Source organism: Novosphingobium sp. (assembly GCF_025351285.1).
GTDB lineage: Bacteria > Pseudomonadota > Alphaproteobacteria > Sphingomonadales > Sphingomonadaceae > Novosphingobium.
The window spans coordinates 62,227-79,934 of sequence record NZ_JANXWG010000082.1; the positions used below are offsets into that span (position 1 = coordinate 62,227).

The 17,708-nt window shown below is 65.5% G+C and carries 14 protein-coding genes; 10 read left to right on the forward strand and 4 right to left on the reverse strand.

Annotation, left to right across the window (positions count from 1 at the left end; genetic code table 11):
• Position 1: 1 nt before the first annotated feature.
• The 4 genes from xdhA to guaD are packed head-to-tail and all read left to right on the forward strand — an operon-like array spanning position 2 to position 5,967.
• Complete coding sequence (gene xdhA, locus Q0R16_RS09950) at positions 2–1,435, forward strand: xanthine dehydrogenase small subunit (protein WP_295635735.1); 1,434 nt, start codon at positions 2–4, stop codon at positions 1,433–1,435.
• Positions 1,428–3,737, forward strand: coding sequence for a xanthine dehydrogenase molybdopterin binding subunit (gene xdhB / locus Q0R16_RS09955; protein WP_295635736.1), 2,310 nt, complete (start codon positions 1,428–1,430; stop codon positions 3,735–3,737). Before xdhA ends, xdhB begins: the two co-directional genes overlap by 8 nt.
• A complete protein-coding gene (gene xdhC / locus Q0R16_RS09960; protein ID WP_295635737.1) occupies positions 3,734–4,663 on the forward strand; it encodes a xanthine dehydrogenase accessory protein XdhC in 930 nt (309 codons plus the stop codon). Before xdhB ends, xdhC begins: the two co-directional genes overlap by 4 nt.
• Positions 4,660–5,967: a guanine deaminase gene (gene guaD / locus Q0R16_RS09965; RefSeq protein ID WP_295635738.1), complete on the forward strand. Its 1,308-nt coding sequence runs from the start codon at positions 4,660–4,662 to the stop codon at positions 5,965–5,967. Before xdhC ends, guaD begins: the two co-directional genes overlap by 4 nt.
• Here the strand turns inward: guaD and Q0R16_RS09970 are convergent.
• Positions 5,938–6,897 carry an NAD(P)-dependent oxidoreductase gene (locus tag Q0R16_RS09970; RefSeq protein ID WP_295635739.1) on the reverse strand — a complete coding sequence of 320 codons (960 nt, stop codon included), beginning with the start codon at positions 6,895–6,897 and terminating at the stop codon, positions 5,938–5,940. The genes guaD and Q0R16_RS09970 overlap by 30 nt on opposite strands.
• A gap of 110 nt (positions 6,898–7,007) precedes the next feature.
• Here Q0R16_RS09970 and Q0R16_RS09975 point away from each other — a divergent pair, with 110 nt between their 5' ends.
• Together Q0R16_RS09975 and Q0R16_RS09980 are read left to right on the forward strand one after the other, a co-directional pair.
• Complete coding sequence (locus Q0R16_RS09975; protein ID WP_295635757.1) at positions 7,008–8,021, forward strand: adenosine deaminase; 1,014 nt, start codon at positions 7,008–7,010, stop codon at positions 8,019–8,021.
• The gene (locus Q0R16_RS09980) at positions 8,021–9,127 is read left to right on the forward strand and encodes a nucleoside hydrolase (protein WP_295635740.1); all 1,107 of its coding nucleotides are present in this window, start codon (positions 8,021–8,023) and stop codon (positions 9,125–9,127) included. Before Q0R16_RS09975 ends, Q0R16_RS09980 begins: the two co-directional genes overlap by 1 nt.
• Before the next feature lie 10 nt (positions 9,128–9,137).
• Here the strand turns inward: Q0R16_RS09980 and Q0R16_RS09985 are convergent, their stop codons facing one another.
• Together Q0R16_RS09985 and Q0R16_RS09990 are read right to left on the reverse strand one after the other, a co-directional pair.
• Entirely contained in the window at positions 9,138–9,668 is a 531-nt protein-coding gene (locus Q0R16_RS09985) for a phosphoribosyltransferase family protein (protein WP_295635741.1), read from the reverse strand.
• A gap of 32 nt (positions 9,669–9,700) precedes the next feature.
• Positions 9,701–10,663 (reverse strand): LysR family transcriptional regulator, encoded by a 963-nt coding sequence (locus Q0R16_RS09990; RefSeq protein WP_295635742.1) that lies wholly within the window; start codon positions 10,661–10,663, stop codon positions 9,701–9,703.
• 207 nt (positions 10,664–10,870) lie between these two features.
• Between Q0R16_RS09990 and Q0R16_RS09995 the strand changes: the two genes are divergently transcribed.
• The 4 genes from Q0R16_RS09995 (at position 10,871) to Q0R16_RS10010 (ending at position 17,227) form a co-directional block, all read left to right on the forward strand.
• Positions 10,871–13,384: a TonB-dependent receptor plug domain-containing protein gene (locus tag Q0R16_RS09995; protein ID WP_295635743.1), complete on the forward strand. Its 2,514-nt coding sequence runs from the start codon at positions 10,871–10,873 to the stop codon at positions 13,382–13,384.
• 78 nt (positions 13,385–13,462) lie between these two features.
• Positions 13,463–14,518: a purine nucleoside permease gene (locus tag Q0R16_RS10000; RefSeq protein ID WP_295635744.1), complete on the forward strand. Its 1,056-nt coding sequence runs from the start codon at positions 13,463–13,465 to the stop codon at positions 14,516–14,518.
• Positions 14,519–14,528: 10 nt separating this feature from the next.
• Complete coding sequence (locus tag Q0R16_RS10005) at positions 14,529–15,890, forward strand: 8-oxoguanine deaminase (protein WP_295635745.1); 1,362 nt, start codon at positions 14,529–14,531, stop codon at positions 15,888–15,890.
• A gap of 11 nt (positions 15,891–15,901) precedes the next feature.
• A complete protein-coding gene (locus Q0R16_RS10010; RefSeq protein ID WP_295635746.1) occupies positions 15,902–17,227 on the forward strand; it encodes a nucleobase:cation symporter-2 family protein in 1,326 nt (441 codons plus the stop codon).
• Here Q0R16_RS10010 and Q0R16_RS10015 read toward each other — a convergent pair.
• Positions 17,224–17,706 carry a cytochrome c gene (locus Q0R16_RS10015; protein ID WP_295635747.1) on the reverse strand — a complete coding sequence of 161 codons (483 nt, stop codon included), beginning with the start codon at positions 17,704–17,706 and terminating at the stop codon, positions 17,224–17,226. The two genes, Q0R16_RS10010 and Q0R16_RS10015, sit on opposite strands and share 4 nt — an antisense overlap.
• Positions 17,707–17,708: the final 2 nt, after the last annotated feature.

The window sequence follows — 17,708 nt, forward strand, 5'->3', positions numbered from 1 at the left end:
GGTGGGCTTGCGCTTTCTTCTCGACGGTGCGGTCGTGGAGCCGGGCGAGATCGCGCCCACCACCACCGTGCTCGAATACTTGCGCACCGTGCTGCGGCGGACCGGCACCATGGAAGGTTGCGCCGAGGGCGATTGCGGCGCCTGCACGGTGTTGGTTGGCGAACTGCAAACGGACTGCAACGGCATTGCCTGGCGCTCGGTCAACGCCTGCATCCTGTTTCTGCCGATGCTTCACGGCAAGGCGCTGCTGACGGTGGAAAGTCTTGGCAAGCCGGACGCACTCGATCCGCTGCAGGAACTGATGGCGGCCAATGGCAGTTCGCAATGCGGGTTCTGCACGCCGGGGTTCGTGATGTCGCTGCACGGTCGGCGGATCGGCGCGGCGGGCCATGATCTGCCCGCCGTTGACGTTCTGGCGGGCAACTTGTGCCGCTGCACCGGTTATGGTCCGATCCTTGACGCGGCCGACAAGCTCGGACCCGTTGCGCGCGACGACAGCGCCACCGTGGCCGCTTTAAGGTCGATCGAACCGGCAGAAACCGTGGCCGGCCGGTTCGGTGAACAGCGCTGGTATGTCCCGCGAACGAACGCCGCGCTGGCAGACCTGCTCGCTCAGCATCCCGATGCACGCATCGTGGCGGGGGCGACCGATGTCGGGCTGTGGGTGACCAAGGGCTTGCGCGACCTCGGCACCGTGATCTTCATCGGCGATATCGGCGAACTGCGCGCAATCGAAGAAACCCCCGCAGGCCTGACGATCGGCGCGGGCGTTCGCTATGCCCAGGCGCACGCGGCGTTCGTGCGGCTGCACCCCGCGCTCGGCGAATTGACCCGGCGCATCGGCGGGCTCCAGGTGCGCAATTCGGCCACGATCGGCGGCAATGTGGCCAACGGTTCGCCGATCGGGGACGGCCCGCCCGCCTTGATCGCACTGGGCGCCACGCTGACTTTGCGCGGCGCTGCGGGCACCCGATCGATGCCGATCGAGGACTATTTCCTCGACTACGGCAAGCAGGACCTACGCGCGGGCGAATTCGTTGAACGGATCTACGTGCCTCGCCCCGGCCCGGACGACATCGTGCATATTTCCAAGCTGTCGCGCCGGTTCGACAGCGACATCTCGGCGGTGTGCGGCGCGTTCAAACTGGCCGTCCGCGATGGCCGCATCGTATCGGCGAGCGTCGCGTTCGGCGGTATGGCCGCGACCCCACGGCGCGCGACCGCGTGTGAGGCGGCGCTGACCGACGCCCCGTTCACGCTCGCCTCGATCGAACGTGCGGCGGCGGCGTTGCGCACCGATTACGCGCCGCTCAGCGATGTACGCGGATCGGCGGACTACCGGCTGAAAGCGGCCGCAAACCTGCTTTTACGGCTGTGGCATGAAGCGCAAGGTGTGTCCGCATCGCTCCTTGCGCTCGAAGCGACCGATGGCTGAATCCGATCCCGCATTGGCGGTGGTGGCCAAGCCATCGCACCCGCACGACAGCGCGCGGCTCCATGTCAGCGGCGCTGCGCGCTACATCGACGACGAGCCCGAACCGGCTGGAATGCTGCACCTGGCGTTCGGACAGAGCAGCATGGCCCACGCGCGAATTGCGGCGATGGACCTTGCGGCCGTGCGCAAGGCCGAAGGCGTGGTCGCGGTGTTCAGGGCCCAGGACATTCCCGGCGCCAACGATGTCAGCCCGGTCGCCGGGGATGACCGGCTGCTGGCCGCCGGCGAGGTCATCAACGTGGGCCAGCCGGTGTTCCTGGTCGCCGCAACCAGCCGCAACGCCGCGCGCAAGGCGGCTACAATGGGCCGCATCGACTACGAACCGTTGCCCATGACTTTGACGATCGCCGATGCGCGCGCCGCCGCCTCGCTGATCGAACCGACCCAGCGGATGGCGCGCGGTGACGCCACCTCGGCGCTGACTGCTGCACCGCTGCACCTGTCGAGCGGGTTCGAGATCGGCGGGCAGGATCACTTCTATCTCGAAGGCCAGATCGCCACCGCCACGCCCCGCGAAGACGGCCAGATCCATGTCCTCAGTTCAACGCAACACCCGAGCGAGGTGCAACACCTGATCGCGCATATGCTCGGTCTTCCTTCGTCCGATGTCACGGTCGAAGTGCGCCGGATGGGCGGGGCGTTCGGCGGCAAGGAAACGCAGGCCGCGCTGTTCGCGGCTGCGGCGGCGCTGGTCGCCGCCAAGACCGGCCGCCCCGCCAAATTCCGCGCCGACCGCGACGACGACATGGCGATCACCGGCAAACGCCACGAATTTCGCGTCGATTACGAGGTCGGGTTCGATGAGGTCGGGCACATCCTCGCGCTGCGGCTGCAACTGGCGTCGCGCTGCGGTGCCACGGTCGACCTGTCGCCAGCGATCAACGACCGCGCGATGTTCCACGCCGACAACTGCTACTGGCTGCCCCACATCGAGATCGTGTCCGAGCGGCTGAAGACCAACACTGTCTCGGCCACCGCCTTCCGCGGCTTCGGCGGGCCGCAGGGGATGCTGGCGATCGAGCGCGTGATCGATGAGGTGGCCGCGCGACTGGGGCTCGACCCGATCGAGGTGCGGTGCGCCAACCTTTACGGGCCGGGCCGGGACGTGACGCCTTATGGCATGACAGTGACCGACAACATCGCACCGCAACTGATCGCGCGGTTGCGCGCAACGTCCGGGTACGACGCGCGGCGGGCGGCGATCGCTTCGTTCAACGCAAGCAGTCCGGTACTCAAACGCGGCATCGCGCTGACCCCGGTCAAGTTCGGGATCAGCTTCACCACCACGCACCTCAACCAGGCCGGCGCGTTGGTCCACGTCTATGCCGACGGCAGCATCCAGATCAATCACGGCGGCACCGAGATGGGCCAGGGGCTTTATATCAAGGTTGCGCAAGTGGTCGCCGACGTGTTCGCGGTGCCGGTGTCGCGCGTGCGGATCACCGCGACGCGCACCGACAAGGTGCCCAACACATCGGCGACCGCGGCCTCGGCGGGGGCCGATCTCAACGGCATGGCCGCGCACCGCGCTGCAACGGCTATCCGCGATCGGCTGACGGCATTTCTTGCAAGCATCCGGGGTTGCGAGCCTGGCGATGTCTGTTTCACCCCCGAAGGCGTCGCCATCGGCGCAGAAGTGCTGCCCTTCGACAAGCTCTGCCGCCTCGCGCATTTCGGCCGGATATCGCTCTCCGCCACCGGATTCTATGCCACGCCGGAAATCCACTACGACCGCGCCACGCACCAAGGCCGCCCGTTCTACTATTTCGCCTACGGTGCGGCGGTGACCGAAGTGGCGATCGACACGCTGACCGGTGAGCACAAGGTCTTGGGCGTCGACATCCTCCACGACGTCGGTCGGTCCCTCAATCCAGGCATCGATCGCGGGCAGATCGAGGGCGGTTTCGTCCAGGGCCAGGGCTGGCTGACGACCGAGCAACTCGTGTTCGACGACAAGGGCCGGCTGCTCACCCATTCGCCCGCGACCTACAAGATCCCGACCGCATCCGATCGCCCGCGCCGCTTCAACATCGACTTGTGGGACGGCGAAAACGTGGCGCCGACGATCAACCGCTCGAAGGCCGTGGGCGAACCGCCGCTGATGCTGGCGATCTCGGTGTTCTCGGCGCTGACTCAGGCGGTCGCTGCGACCGCACCCGATACGCGGCGCCTGCCCCCGCTTGATGCGCCGGCAACGCCCGAGCACATCTTGCGCGCGATCGCGGAGCATTGCGAACCGTGAGCGACTGGCTGGCCGCCCTGCGCGAGATCGACGGGCGCGAGCCGGTGGCGATGGTCAGCGTGCTCGCCACCGAAGGCTCGGCCCCGCGCGGGGCGGGCACGCGGATGCTGGTCATGGGCACTGCGCTCCACGGCACAATCGGCGGCGGTCAGCTCGAATACCGCGCGGTAGAGCAGGCGCGGGCGATACTCGCGCTGCCGCCGTGCACCTGGCGCGTGCAGGACTATCCGCTAGGGCCGCTGCTGGGCCAGTGTTGTGGCGGGCGGGTGCGGTTATTGGTCGAGCATGTCGACCCCGACACGCTCGGCTGGCTCGATCAGGCCTTGGAGGGCGCGGTGCTGGTCTCGCGGTTCGAGGCCGACCGGATCGTGCGCACGACCGTCGCCGATCCGCGCGCGGCACCGCTGGCGCCGCCGCCATCCGCGCGCGGCGATCGGCCGGAGGCGGGCGCGGTCCTGGTCGAACCGCTTGGGACACGGCGCCCGGTGTGGCTGTTCGGCGCGGGGCACGTCGGCCAGGCGATCGCGCGCCACGCTAGCGGTCTGCCACTTCGGCTCGCGTGGTTCGACACGCGGTCCGACCTCGCTACAATCGACGGCGTCGCGATCGTGCCCGAGAACAGCGTCGAGGCTTGCGTCGCCGATGCGCCCAACGACGCGGCGGTGGTCATCCTGACCCATGACCATGGCCTCGATTATCGGCTGGTGCGGGCGGCACTGGACCGGGGCGACCTCGCGTTCGTCGGTCTGATCGGATCGGCCACCAAGCGCGCACGGTTCCTGTCGCGGCTCGAAAGCGACGGAATCCCGGCGGAAGCCCGCGCGCGGCTGACTTCGCCGATCGGGATTGCGGGGGTGACGGGCAAGGAGCCCGATGTGATCGCCGTCGGAACGCTGGTGCAGCTTCTGCAACTGGGCGCGCCATGACCATCATCGCGTTTCGCGGCGAACTGCTGTCGGTCGGGCGCGATCCGGCGACCGATCCTCAAGCAGTGCGGCACGAGCGCGATGGGCTGCTGGTGGTCGAAGACGGCATCGTGGTCGCGCGTGGGGCTTGTGCCGATCTCGCGCCGCGCTTTGGCGGGCTGACGACCACGAAGCTGCCTGGGCTGATCGTGCCCGGCTTCGTCGACGCGCATGTCCATTATCCGCAGTTCGACCGCATCGCCTCGCACGGCGCGCAACTGCTGGAGTGGCTCGACCGGCACATCTATCCGGCCGAAAAGGCGTTCGCAGACCGCGCGCATGCCGATGCCGTGGCCGGGCTGTTCCTCGACGAGCTGCTGCGCAACGGCACGACCAGCGCACTGGTGTTCGCGACGGTCCACGCGCATTCGGTCGATGCATTGTTCGAAGCGGCGCTGGACCGGCGGATGCGGATTATCTCGGGCAAAGTGCTGATGGATCTCGGGCCGCCGGGCCTGGCCGATACGCCCGAACTCGCCCGCAGCGAAAGCGAAGCGCTGATCGCGCGCTGGCAGGATCGCGGACGGCTGGGTTACGCGATCACACCGCGTTTTGCGCTGACTTCGTCCGACGCGCAGTTGCACGTGGCCGGCGCCCTGCTCGAAGCGCATCCGCAGGTGCTGATGCATACGCACCTTGCCGAAAACGTGGACGAATGCGCCGCCGTCGCCGCGCGTTTTACCGACTCGCTGGATTACCTCGATGCTTATGACCGGTTCGGGCTGGTCGGCGCGCGATCGGTGTTTGCGCATGGCATCCACTTGTCATCGCGCAGTTGCACCCGGCTGGCGCAGAGCGGTGCGGGCATTGCCGTTTGCCCGAGTTCGAACCTGTTCCTGGGTTCGGGGTTGTTCGATTTCGGGCAGGCCGCCGCGCATGGCGTAAAGCTGGGCCTTGGCAGTGATGTGGGCGCGGGGACGAGCTTGTCGATGCTGCACACCGCCGGCCTTGCGTACCAGGCCGCACAAGCACGCCGCCACGCGCTCGATCCATTCCGCGCGCTTTATCTGGCCACGGCAGGCGGGGCCGCGTTACTGCATATCGCCGACCGGGTCGGCGCGCTGGAGCCGGGGCAGGAAGCCGATTTCATTGTGCTCGATCCGGCTGCAACGCCTTTGCTGGCGCGGCGCACGCGCGGTGCAAGCCTGGCAGAGCAATTATTCGCGCTCCAGATCCTGGGCGATGACCGGGCGATCGCCGCCACGTACCTGATGGGTGAACTGGCCTGGAGCCGGTCAGCCGATGATGCGCGCCCGGTTGGGTGAGGTGTACGAAGGGTCGTGCACGAACGGCAGTGCGCGCCCTTTGCGCAACGCGGCGAGCACGGCGGCAAAATCGGTGCGCGCACGAAAGCCCAGCCGATGCTCGGCATGGCTGGCATCATAGACCCGGCCGATCGTCGCTGGCAGCGTCCAACCTCGCGCCGCATAAAGCGCGGGCGCATCGGGATAGAGCCGCGCGATCACCGCTGCCGCATCGCGCTTCAATTCCGCCGCATCGGCGCGCACAAACGGAGTGGGGGCGGACAGGACGAAGGTGTCGAACCCCAGTTCGGGCGCGCGTTCCAGTGCCGCGACGTGCGCGGCGGCCGCGTCCTCGACGGTCAACCGCCGGTTGAGCAATTCGTTGGCCTTGAGGTTTTCGCCCGCTGGTTTGCCTTGGGTATCGTCATCCTCGGGAAAGAACCGGCCGGTGCGCAGCACCACGCATGGCAAGCCGTGTTCGGCCGCGTAAAGCCGGCACAGGCCCTCGGCCGCCAGCTTGGTCACGCCGTAGATGTTGCGCGGGGCGAGCGGGCCGGCCTGTTCATCGAGCCACACCGCCGCGTCGCCACGTTCGGCGCGGATCGTGGCGCTGATCATCAGTGAGGTTGTCGATGTGAACACGAACCGGTCGTGACCGGCGGCGCGGGCAGCGGCAAGCAGGTTGCGCGTGCCGGTCACGTTCACTTCGATGAATGCCTGTTCGTCGAAACGGGCGATGTCGGGTTTGTGGAGCGCCCCGGCGTGGATCACCGCGCCGATGCCCGTTTCCATCGCCCGATCGACCACCGCGCGATCGGCAACCGAACCGATGATCTGCGTGTCGAGGCCCGCCACGACGTCCAGCCCAGTGACCTGGTGGCCGGCTTCCCGCAATTGCGGGGCGAGGAAACGGCCGAGCCAGCCCGACGAACCGGTAAGGAGGATGCGCATGGCGCGGGCGTAATCGCAGACCCTCAGGCTGGCAATTGCGACCATTTTTGCAACGCCGCGTGGCGTTCATTCTGTTTGATGGCGCCAGCCCTCGCGCCTATCCCCGCGCGATGACCGATCTCGACACCTTCATCGTGGGCCTGCCCAAGGCCGAACTGCACTTGCACATCGAAGGCAGCCTCGAACCCGAACTGATGTTCGCGCTGGCCCGACGCAACGGCGTTGCCATCCCTTATGGCTCGGTCGACGAAGTGCGCCGCGCCTATGCGTTCGGCAATCTCCAGGATTTCCTCGATATTTATTATGCCGGCGCCGCCGTCCTGCGCACCGCTGCCGATTTCCAGGACCTGGCGACCGCTTACTTCGATCGCGCCGCCGCCGACGGGGTGGTCCACGCCGAGATCATGTTCGATCCGCAGACGCACACTGCGCGCGGCGTGCCGATCGGCGAAGTGGTCGATGGCCTGCTGGCGGGCATGACCGTGGCCGAAGCCAGGCACGGGCTGACCAGCGGCCTGATCCTGAGCTTCCTGCGCCATTTGAGCGAGGGTGAGGCCTTTGCCACGCTGGCCGAGGCAGAGCCGTGGCTCGACCGGATCGTTGCGGTGGGGCTCGATTCGTCCGAACTGGGCCACCCGCCCGAGAAGTTCGCGCGGGTGTTCGCCGCTGCCGCTGCAAAAGGACTGCGCTGCGTGGCGCATGCCGGCGAGGAGGGGCCGCCAGCCTATGTCTGGGAAGCGCTCGATCTGCTCCACGTAGACCGGCTCGATCATGGCAATCGCGCGCTCGAGGACGATGCGCTGGTCGATCGGCTGCGGGATAGCGCGATGACGCTGACGGTTTGCCCGCTGTCGAACGTGAAGCTGTGCGTGGTGCCCGAGATTGCCGCGCATCCGATCGACCGGATGCTCGAACTGGGTTTGAAAGTGACGATCAATTCGGACGATCCGGCCTATTTCGGCGGCTATGTCGCGGACAATTATCGAGCAGTCGCGGGCGGGCGCGGGCTGGACAAGGCGCAACTTGCCACGCTGGCGCGCAACAGCTTTACCGGATCGTTCCTGCTCGCCGAGGCCGTCGCCGCGCATCTCGCGCGGCTCGATAGTTTTGTGGCCGCAAATTGATGCGGATCGTGCGCCTGTTTTGCCTGTGTATCGCACTGTTCACGGCTGGCGCATCGCAAGCTCAAACGCCGCACCGCAAAGTGATCGTCGACGACGAGGGCTTCGCGCTGATGCACCTGATGCTGCTGGGCGCCGACGATGTCGACGTGCTGGGCGTGACCACCGTTTCGGGCAATGCCTGGGCCAATCGCGCCACCGCGCTGGCGCTGCGCGGGGTGGAGATTGCCGGGCGCACCGATGTTCCGGTGGTGCAGGGCGCGATGTATCCGCTGGTCAATTCCGAAGCGCTGACCGAGCGGTGGGAGGCACTTTACGGCAAGCTGGTGTGGAAGGGCGCGTGGATGAAGGCCTGGGTCGAACCCACCGCGCAGGCCGCGCCGGCGTACCATGGGCCCGATGATGCGGTGGTGCTGCCCGGCGGCAACGCCAGGATCCAGCCATCGCCCGAGATTGCCGCCAACTTCCTGATCCGCATGGTCCATCGCTATCCCGGCGAAGTGACGATCCTGGCCACCGGGCCGCTGACCAACCTGGCGCTGGCGCAGCGACTCGATCCCCAGTTTGCGCGGCTGGCCAAGGGACTGGTGATGATGGGGGGCAGCCTCAACCCGCACCAGGTGCTGAACAACCGCTCGGCCGCCGATTTCGCGCGCGAATTCGGCAACAGCCCGCGCCGCGAATTCAACCTGCGGTTCGATCCCGAGGCGGCGAGCATCGTTGCGCGCAGTCCATGGCGATCGATCACCGTGGTGCCGGCAGATCCGTCCACCGCCACGCAGCTTTCGCCTGATCTGCTCAAGCGACTGGCCAACGGAGCCAGCCCTGCGGTGGCAAAGTTTATCGCCGGCTTGCCCGAGGGTTGGCCGATCTGGGACGAGATCGCCGCTGGGGTATGGCTCGATCCATCGATCGTCACCAGCCAGGAATCGCTCTACATCGATTGCAACACGCAGTTCAGCGCGGGCTATGGCGATTTCCTGTCGTGGCGCGCGGGGTATCAGCCGGGCCTTGGCGAGCAGCGCGCACAAGTGGTCCGCTCGGTCGACGTGGCGCGGCTGGAGGCACTGATGGTGCGGGAGGTCGCCCACAAGACATCCGGCCGCTGAGGCCGGCGCGTCAGCCCAACCGTTCTGGCACCGACAGCGCTTCCTCGACCAGCCGGTCATCCGTGGCCATCGCTTCCCACGGGAACACGAACCAGCGCTTGTCGATCGCGCGGTCGATTGTCTGCGCCCAGTAATCGACCGAGACCTTGGAGCGGGTGTTGGTGATCACCACCGCAAAGCGCAAGTTCGCGCTGTCGCAGCCGTTTTCGACGAGCAGGCGCCGGATATAGTCGATCGTCCCGCCGCTATCGTTGATGTCATCCACGAACAGCAGCCGCGTGCCAGCCGCGCTTTTCTGCGCAACTTTGCCCAGCAGTTCATCGGCAAACCCCGGCACTTTGGACGAATGGTCGATCGACAGCATCGGCACCGCCAGCCGGTGCGACATATAGACTGCCGGAACCAGTCCGCCCCGGCCGATGCCGATGATGAAATCGGGCTGCCAGGTGTCTTTGGCGATGGATCGCGCCACCGTCAGGACGTCTGCGACCAGGTCGTCGTTGGAGATCGGGTGCAGTTCGGGGGTGGCAGGATGGCTCAAGGCGATGTTCCGTTTTGTGGGCTCACGACGTGCTAGCCGGTCTGCGTGCCGGGAACAATCGGCGGAACAATCGCCGGCTCGAGCGAGGCAGGATAACCCAGTTGCGCAAAGCCGCTTTCGAATTCGGCCAGCGCGGCGCCGGCAGCATAGGACGGCGTGCGCGATGCCGACGAGCACAGCGCCAGCGTCATCGGGCGCAGGATCGGATCGGAAATCCGGGTGAACGCCAGCGCCTTGCGCTGCACCTCGGTGATCACGTCGAGCGAGGTCAGCACGCCGACCCCCAACCCTTCGAGCACCAGCGACACTATCATCTGGATATCGTCCGACGAAACCGCCTTGTCGAGCGAGAGCCCGGTCATGCCTTCGAGCACGGCCACCTGCTGGCACACCGCCAAGGGATCGGCCGGCACGATCAGCGGGTAACCCTCGCACGCCGAAAACCGAACCTCGCGCTGGTTGGCGAGCGGATGGCCGGGGGTGCTCAGCAAGCCCAGCACGACATCGACGAACGCCCGGACCGTGATGCCGCGAAACGTTTGTGGTTCGAAAAAGATGCCGAAATCGACTTCGCCTTCGGTGATCGCCAGCCGCACCGCATCGTTTTTCAGCACACGCACGTTGACCGTGATGCCCGGATAGCGGTCACGCAGCGCATGGATCGTGCGTGGCACGTAGCCCTTGGACAGCGCGTCGATCACCGCCACTTCGACATGGCCACGTTTCAATCCGCGCAAGGCTTCGATCTGCGAACGGACTTCGGCGAGGTTCTTCTGCCAGCCGGTGCCGGCGGCCATGATGATTTCACCCGCCGCGGTCAACCGCAGCCCGGTCGACAGCCGTTCGAACAGCGGCATGCCCAGGTCCGCCTCGACGTTCAGGATCTGCCGGTCGATCGCCGAGGCGGACACGTTGAGATGGTCGGCCGCCTTGCGGATCGAGCCCAGCCGGCCAACGGTCATGAAATAGCGCAGGAAGCGTGAAAATGCAGGCATGGGCCACTCTATTTTTTGCAACAGTCTGTCGAGTTCATTGCATTTGATAGCGGGTGGTCAAGTCCTTACGCTTCGAAATCGAGTGCACAGGCTTGTTGCCAAGACTTTGTGACCACCGGGAGAGAAGGGAAAAGGGCCCGTAATCGGCGCGTGTGCAGACGCTGCTGCGGTCCCCCGACCAACTCAACATGGGGGGTTACCAAGCCAATGACACAGTTCAACAACCGGATCGCCGCGCACAAATCCTTTGACGGCAGCCGCTTCCGCAGGCGTTCGCTGGCCTTTGCCGCAATCCTTTGCAGTTGCTCGGCGATCGTCTCGCCGGCACGCGCTGCCGATGCTGCACCGGCAGAAGCGCCCGCCGATGCGCCTGCTGCCGATGAAAAGCCCGAAATCGTCGTGACCGGCTCGCTCAACGCGCTGCCCAACAAGGATGTCGGCTCGATCTTCGGCTTCGGCAAGACTTTGGTGGAAACCCCGCGTTCGGCATCCACCATCAGCAGCGAACAGATCGAACGCTTCGGCGTGACCGATATTTACGATCTGGTGTCGCAGGCACCAGGCACGTTCACCAACTCGTTCTTCGGCGTCGGAGGGGCGCTCGACATCCGCGGCACGCCGGGCGAAGTCTACTTCCGCGGCGTGCGCCGGCTCGACAATCCGGGCAACTACCCCACCCCGATCGCGGCGTCTGACCGGATCGACATCGTGCGCGGCCCAGCATCGCCGATCTATGGTCCGTCGAAAACCGGCGGCTACATGAACTTCGTGCCCAAATCGGCGCGGGTGAAGGGCGGCGCGCTGCTCGACCATGCCGAAGGTGAAATCAGCTACACCGGCGGGAGCTGGGAATACAACGTGATCAAGGCGCAAGTGCGCGGCCCGCTCAAGCTGGGCGGCGCCGAACTGGGATACAGCCTGTACGGCGAAGTCGAGGATTCGGGCAGCTATTACCGCAACATGTCCACCCGCAATGTCGTGCTCCAGGCCGCATTCGACAGCCAGATCACCGACAATGTGCGCGTCGAATTCGGCGGCATGTACCAGAAGTACGATGGCCAGCAGAACGGCGGCTGGAACCGGCTGACGCAGGCTTTGGTCGACAAGGGCACTTATATCACCGGCAGCGCCAAGCCGGTCGACACCAACGGCGACGGTCAGGTTTCGCCGGCCGAATTCCTGGCGGCGGGCAATTTCAACCCGTTCGGCACGTTCGGCTGCGCCGCCGCAGACCGCACGCCGGGCGTGTCTCCAACGTCCGCCGCATCGTTCACCAACGCGTGCTTTGCCAACAGCTTTCCCAATCTTGCGCTGACCAACGTCGGAACCACGACGCTTAGCCGCAAGAACGTGCTGACCGGCCCCAACGACTTCCTGCAAAACAAGGCCAAGACGGCCTATCTTGATGTGATCTTCACCGGTGCCGATGATCTCGAAATCAAGAATCAGTTGTTTTATGACGGCATCGATAACGTCAACAACAACGCTTACGGATTTTCACAATTCCACAATTCCTATGTGATCGAAGACAAGCTTGTCCTGTCGAAAATATTTCGGAATGACATCGGCAAGTTTTCGATACAGGCATCACCATCGATCCGTTATACAAGCTTCAAGCATGGTGATGATTTCAACTTCGAATATTTTCACCGTGTTGACCTGACCGTTGGTTACACGCCGCTGTCGGATCGCTTGTTGTCGAACGAATGCAACTGCAATTATTCGAATTACCTCAAGGGTCACTACACCGATGTCGGATTTGCCGGGCTGGCCGATCTCGATTTCAACTTCGGGCTCGATCTGGTGTTGGGCGCGCGCTACGATACGATCTCGGTCAATTCGACCAACATTCTCGACAAGCTGCGCGTTTCGGCCGGCGTCCTGCCCTCGGGCAAGGGCAGGAAGGGCGGCTGGTCGTACAACGGCAGCGCTTCGTACAAGCTGCCGTTCGGCGTCATTCCTTACGTAACCGTATCGCGCCAGGAAACGGTGATCGCAGGCCAAGGCTCTGAAATTGCGGCCGCCGATGCGGTTGGCGGCACCTTCATCACCGCCTCGCGGCTATACGAAGGCGGGATCAAGGGCAGCTTCCTGGGCAACAAGCTCTACGCCGCGCTGTCGGTTTACCGGCAGGAGCGTGTCGATCACAACATCCAGTCATCGACCGTCAACCAGTCGGTGCAGACCAACGGCCTCGAAGCCGAATTCCGCTGGTCGGTCGATCGGCACCTGCTGCTGACCGGCGCCTACACCCGCACCAAGGTCTATAACCTGACATTCTTCGATGCCGGGTCGACCTTCAGCTTCTTCGGCATCCAGGACCTGATCAATGTCACCAATCCTGCGCTGTTCCTGGGCGGCCAGCCGGGTGGCCTGGTGCCGATCCCTAACAAGGAAGCCTCGCGCCGGCAGGGTATCCCGACCAATCTGGTTTCAGGAACAGCCACTTACGCGTTCGACAACGGCATCGCGCTCAGCGCCAGCGTGGTGAAGGTGGACTCGGTGTTCTCCGGCCAATCGCGGGTTGTGAAGTTGCCGGCCTATACGCTGGTCGACCTTGGGGCATCGTACAAGACCGGTCCGTTCCTGTTCCGGGTGGTCGTGAAGAACGCCACCAACGCGACGTACTATCGTGCCAACTTCACCGAACTGTTCGGCAGCACGATCGTCCTGCCTGAAAAGCCGCGCAGCTTCCAGGCTACCGTCAGCTACAAGTTCTGATCCCTGGCAAAGGAGCGTCGGCATAGTGCCGGCGCTCCTTTGCTGCTTTAGGCGGAAATGGGCTTGCCAATGCGCTTCATGATACGCGTCGCGATGATCTTGGCGGCGCTGACCGGTCTGACCGTCCACGGCGGGGCGCAAGCCCGGCCCGCCGCGAAACCGCTGCAAGTCCGCATTGTTATCGTCACGATGTTCGAGATCGGCAAGGACACCGGCGACGCGCCGGGCGAATTCCAGTTGTGGAAGGAACGCCGTCACCTCGACACGCGCATTCCCTTTCCGCAATCGTACCACGACCTTTACTACAACCCGCAGAGCCATATTCTGGGGATGGTGACGGGCATCGGCAATATCCGTTCGGCCGCCGCCACAATGGCGCTCGGGCTCGATCCGCGCTTCGACCTGTCGCATGCCTATTTCCTGGTTGCGGGCATCGCCGGGATCGATCCGCACCACGCCTCGATCGGGTCTGCGGCCTGGGCGCGCTATCTCGTCGATGGCGACCTGGCGCACGAGATCGACCCGCGCGAAATCCCGGCCGACTGGAAATACGGCTATTTCCCGCGCGACCGCCAAGGCCCCAACGACCCGCGCTCGCCCCACCCGACCGGAGAAGTGTTCGAGATCAACGGGGCTTTGCGTGACTGGGCCTTCGCGCTGACCAGCAACGTCACGCTGCCCGACAATCCTTCGATCGCCGCCGAACGCGCGCGCTTCACCGGCTTTCCCGAAGCGCAGCGCCCGCCCTTCGTGCTCAAGGGCGATCAACTGGCCGCGCTGACCTTCTGGCACGGCAAGCTGATGACCGACTGGGCCGAAGATTGGGTCACATACTGGACCGAGGGCAAGGGCACCTTCGTCACCTCAGCGATGGAGGAGACCGGCACGTACCAGTCGATCCTTTATCTCGACCGCATCGGCAAGGTCGACAAGCGGCGCTTCATGGTGCTGCGCGCGGGCAGCAATTACACGATGCCACCGCCCGGGGTGAGCGCCGCCGAAAACCTGCTGCGCGAGAACGAGGGCTATTCTGGCCTGCGCGCCTCGCTCGAAAGCCTTTACCTCGTCGGCTCGAAAGTGATCGACGAACTGCTCTGGCATTGGGACCGCTACGGCAAGGTCGTGCCGGGATGAATGCGCACGCATGTCTCTGACCCTGATCGACAATGCCGATGTCGTGGTTTGCATGGACGATGCCCGGCGTGAGATTGCCCATGGCTCCATCGCTTTTCGTGGTGGCGTGATCGAGGCAGTCGGCCCGCGCGAAGACCTGGCGACACTGCGCGAAACCGCTGACAGCGTGTTCGATGCGGCCGGCTGCGTGGTCACCCCGGGCCTGGTCAACACGCACCACCATCTGTTTCAGTCGCTTACCCGCGCGCTGCCCGGCGCGATCAATGCGCCGTTGTTCGGCTGGCTGAAACGGCTCTACCCGATCTGGGGGCAGTACCGGCCCGAGGACGTCTTCGCCGCTACGCAACTCGGTTTGGCCGAACTGGCCCTTGCGGGCTGCTCGATGAGTTCGGACCACCTTTACTTGTTCCCTAACGGCGTCACGCTCGACGACTCGATCGCCGCCGCGCAAGGCGTGGGCCTCCGCTTCCACGCCACGCGCGGCAGCATGAGCGTGGGCGAAAGCAAGGGCGGCCTGCCCCCCGACAGCCTGGTCGAACGCGAGCCGGAAATCCTGGCCGACACGATCCGCGTGATCGATCGCTATCACGGGGCAAATGACGGCGCGATGGTGCGGGTGGGCGTGGCGCCTTGTTCGCCGTTCTCGGTGAGCCGGGGGTTGATGCGCGATTCTGCCCTGCTCGCACGCGACAAGGGCGTGATGCTGCACACGCACCTTGCCGAGGACGCCGACGACGTGGTCTTCTCGCTCGAACGTTTCGGCTGCCGACCGGGCGAATACGCCGAAAGCCTTGGCTGGACCGGGCCGGATGTGTGGCACGCGCATTGCGTCCAGCTCGACCCGTCCGAAATCGCGCTGTTCGCGCGCACTCGCACCGGCATCGCGCATTGCCCCAGCTCGAACTGCCGGCTCGGCTCGGGCATCGCGCCGCTGGCCGCGATGCTGGCCGCGGGGGTGCCCCTGGGGATCGGCGTCGACGGATCGGCCTCCAACGACAGCGGCAACCTGCTGGGCGAGGCTCGGCAGGCGATGTTGCTGCAACGCGCGCTGGGCGGAGCAGCGGCGTTCGATCCGCGCGATGCGCTGTTCCTCGCCACACGCGGCGGTGCGCAAGTGCTGGGCCGGAGCGACTGCGGCGTGCTCCAGCCAGGAATGCGCGCCGATATCGCAATCTGGGACATGGCCGACGTGGCCTCGCTCGGATCGTGGGACCTGGTCGCGGCATTGGTGCTCGCTCCGCCCCCCGGCGTGCGCGATCTGTTTGTGGAGGGGCGCGCAGTCGTTCTCGGCGGCGATTTGGTCCAGGTCCGTCGCGCCGAAGCCCGCCGCGCCGCCAGCCGCTCGCTCGATCGCTTGAAGGCGCTGCTGTGAAATCGCCAACCATGACCGCCGAGCAAGCGCGCGATCCCGACTATTTTCCCGGTTTCGCGGTCGCGATCCCGCTTGGCATCCAGCACGTGCTGGCGATGTTCGTCAGCAACCTCACTCCGCCGATCATCGTCGCGGGCGCCACCGGATTCGGCTTCGGCTCACCCGATCCGTCGAACCTGATCTACATGATCCAGATGTCGATGGTGTCCGCCGGGATCGCCACGCTGATCCAGACCATCGGCCTCGGCCCCGCCGGCGCGCGGTTGCCGATGGTGCAGGGGACCAGCTTCGCGTTCCTGCCGGTGATGATCCCGATCGTCTCGGGCCACGGCGTCGCAGCAATGGCCCCGCTGATGACCGCGGCGATGATCGGCGGGTTGTTCCATACTGCCCTCAGCTTCTTCGTCGGCCGCATCCGCTTTGCATTGCCGCCGATGGTGACCGGGCTGGTGGTGCTGATGATCGGCTTTTCGCTGATGCGGATCGGCGTGCAGTACGCGGCCGGCGGCATTCCCGCGCAGGGCACCCCCGCGTACGGCGCAGGTTCGAGCTGGTTGCTGGCGGGCGTGGTGGTTGCAACGACGCTGGGCCTGAGCTTCATCGCGCGCGGCATCTGGTCGAGCGCGGCGGTTCTGATCGGGCTGGTTGCGGGCTACACGGTCGCCGCGCTGATGGGCCGGATCACACTGGCGCCGGTGGCGAGTGCCGGGTGGGTGATGCTGCCCTCGCCGTTCCACTTCGGGTTCGAACTTTCAGCCGCCGCGATCCTGGGGTTCTGCCTGATGGGCTTCATCTCGGCGATCGAATCGATCGGCGGGGTCTCGGCGATCTGCGAGAGCACCGCCGGCCGCCGTGCGACCGACCGCGAACTGGTCGGCGCGACTTGCGCCGACGGGGTGGGCACCGCGGTGGCCGCGCTGTTCGGCGCGATGCCCAACACCTCGTTCAGCCAGAACATCGGGTTGATCGCGATCACCGGCGTGATGAGCCGCCATGTCGTGACGATCGGCGCGGTGTTCCTGATCATGTGCGGGCTGGCCCCCAAGATCGGTGCGCTGATCACCACGATCCCGATCGAGGTCCTTGGCGGCGGGGTGATCGTGATGTTCGGGATGGTCGCTTCGTCGGCGGTGTCGATCCTGTCCAACGTCGCCTGGACCCAGCGTTCGATGCTGATCTTCGGGACCGCGCTGTCGCTCGGCGTGGGGCTGGAACTGGAGCCGGCGGCTGTGTCGCACTTGCCCGAGACTTTACGAATCATGCTGACGTCGGGTGTTTTACCCGCTGCGCTTGTCGCGGTCGTGCTGAACCTGCTCGTGCCCGAACGTACGGCTTAGCTTTCGGCGCGGAACTGGCGGTGGCAGGCGCCGCACGCGGCCCCGGTTGAAGCCTGCTGGGCCTTGATCGCGGCAACGTCTCCCGCCTTTGCTGCGACGGCGAGCCTGGCCGATTCGGTGACCAATGTTGCCATCTGCGTGTCGAATGTCGCGCGATCGGTCCAGATTGCGGGCAAGGCGGCGGTTTTCAAGGTGGCGGATATGCCGCTGCCCGCCGGAAACAACTTGCCCTGCCCCGCGGCAGCTTCGGCGATGGTGGTGGCTGATTCGATCATGACCGAAGCCGCCGGAACCGGGTTCTGAAGTTCGAGTTTCAGTGCCTTCATCGCGCCGCCCATTTTCTTGAAGCCCGTCTGGCGTGCCGCGATGGCTGCGTCGGCGCCCGGAACATCGGCTGGCGCCGCCGCCACCGCAGTCATGGGAAGGGCCGCAGTCAGAAGGATGGCGCGGATCAGGTTGCGAACTGCGGGTTTGGCCATGA

Coding starts and splice junctions, on each gene's coding strand:
- xdhB (WP_295635736.1), top strand. CDS start 1,428: ATGGCTGAATCCGATCCCGCATTGGCGGTGGTGGCCAAGCCATCGCAC.
- guaD (WP_295635738.1), top strand. CDS start 4,660: ATGACCATCATCGCGTTTCGCGGCGAACTGCTGTCGGTCGGGCGCGAT.
- Q0R16_RS09970 (WP_295635739.1), bottom strand. CDS start 6,897: ATGCGCATCCTCCTTACCGGTTCGTCGGGCTGGCTCGGCCGTTTCCTC.
- Q0R16_RS09975 (WP_295635757.1), top strand. CDS start 7,008: ATGACCGATCTCGACACCTTCATCGTGGGCCTGCCCAAGGCCGAACTG.
- Q0R16_RS09980 (WP_295635740.1), top strand. CDS start 8,021: ATGCGGATCGTGCGCCTGTTTTGCCTGTGTATCGCACTGTTCACGGCT.
- Q0R16_RS09990 (WP_295635742.1), bottom strand. CDS start 10,663: ATGCCTGCATTTTCACGCTTCCTGCGCTATTTCATGACCGTTGGCCGG.
- Q0R16_RS09995 (WP_295635743.1), top strand. CDS start 10,871: ATGACACAGTTCAACAACCGGATCGCCGCGCACAAATCCTTTGACGGC.
- Q0R16_RS10000 (WP_295635744.1), top strand. CDS start 13,463: ATGATACGCGTCGCGATGATCTTGGCGGCGCTGACCGGTCTGACCGTC.
- Q0R16_RS10005 (WP_295635745.1), top strand. CDS start 14,529: ATGTCTCTGACCCTGATCGACAATGCCGATGTCGTGGTTTGCATGGAC.
- Q0R16_RS10010 (WP_295635746.1), top strand. CDS start 15,902: ATGACCGCCGAGCAAGCGCGCGATCCCGACTATTTTCCCGGTTTCGCG.
- Q0R16_RS10015 (WP_295635747.1), bottom strand. CDS start 17,706: ATGGCCAAACCCGCAGTTCGCAACCTGATCCGCGCCATCCTTCTGACT.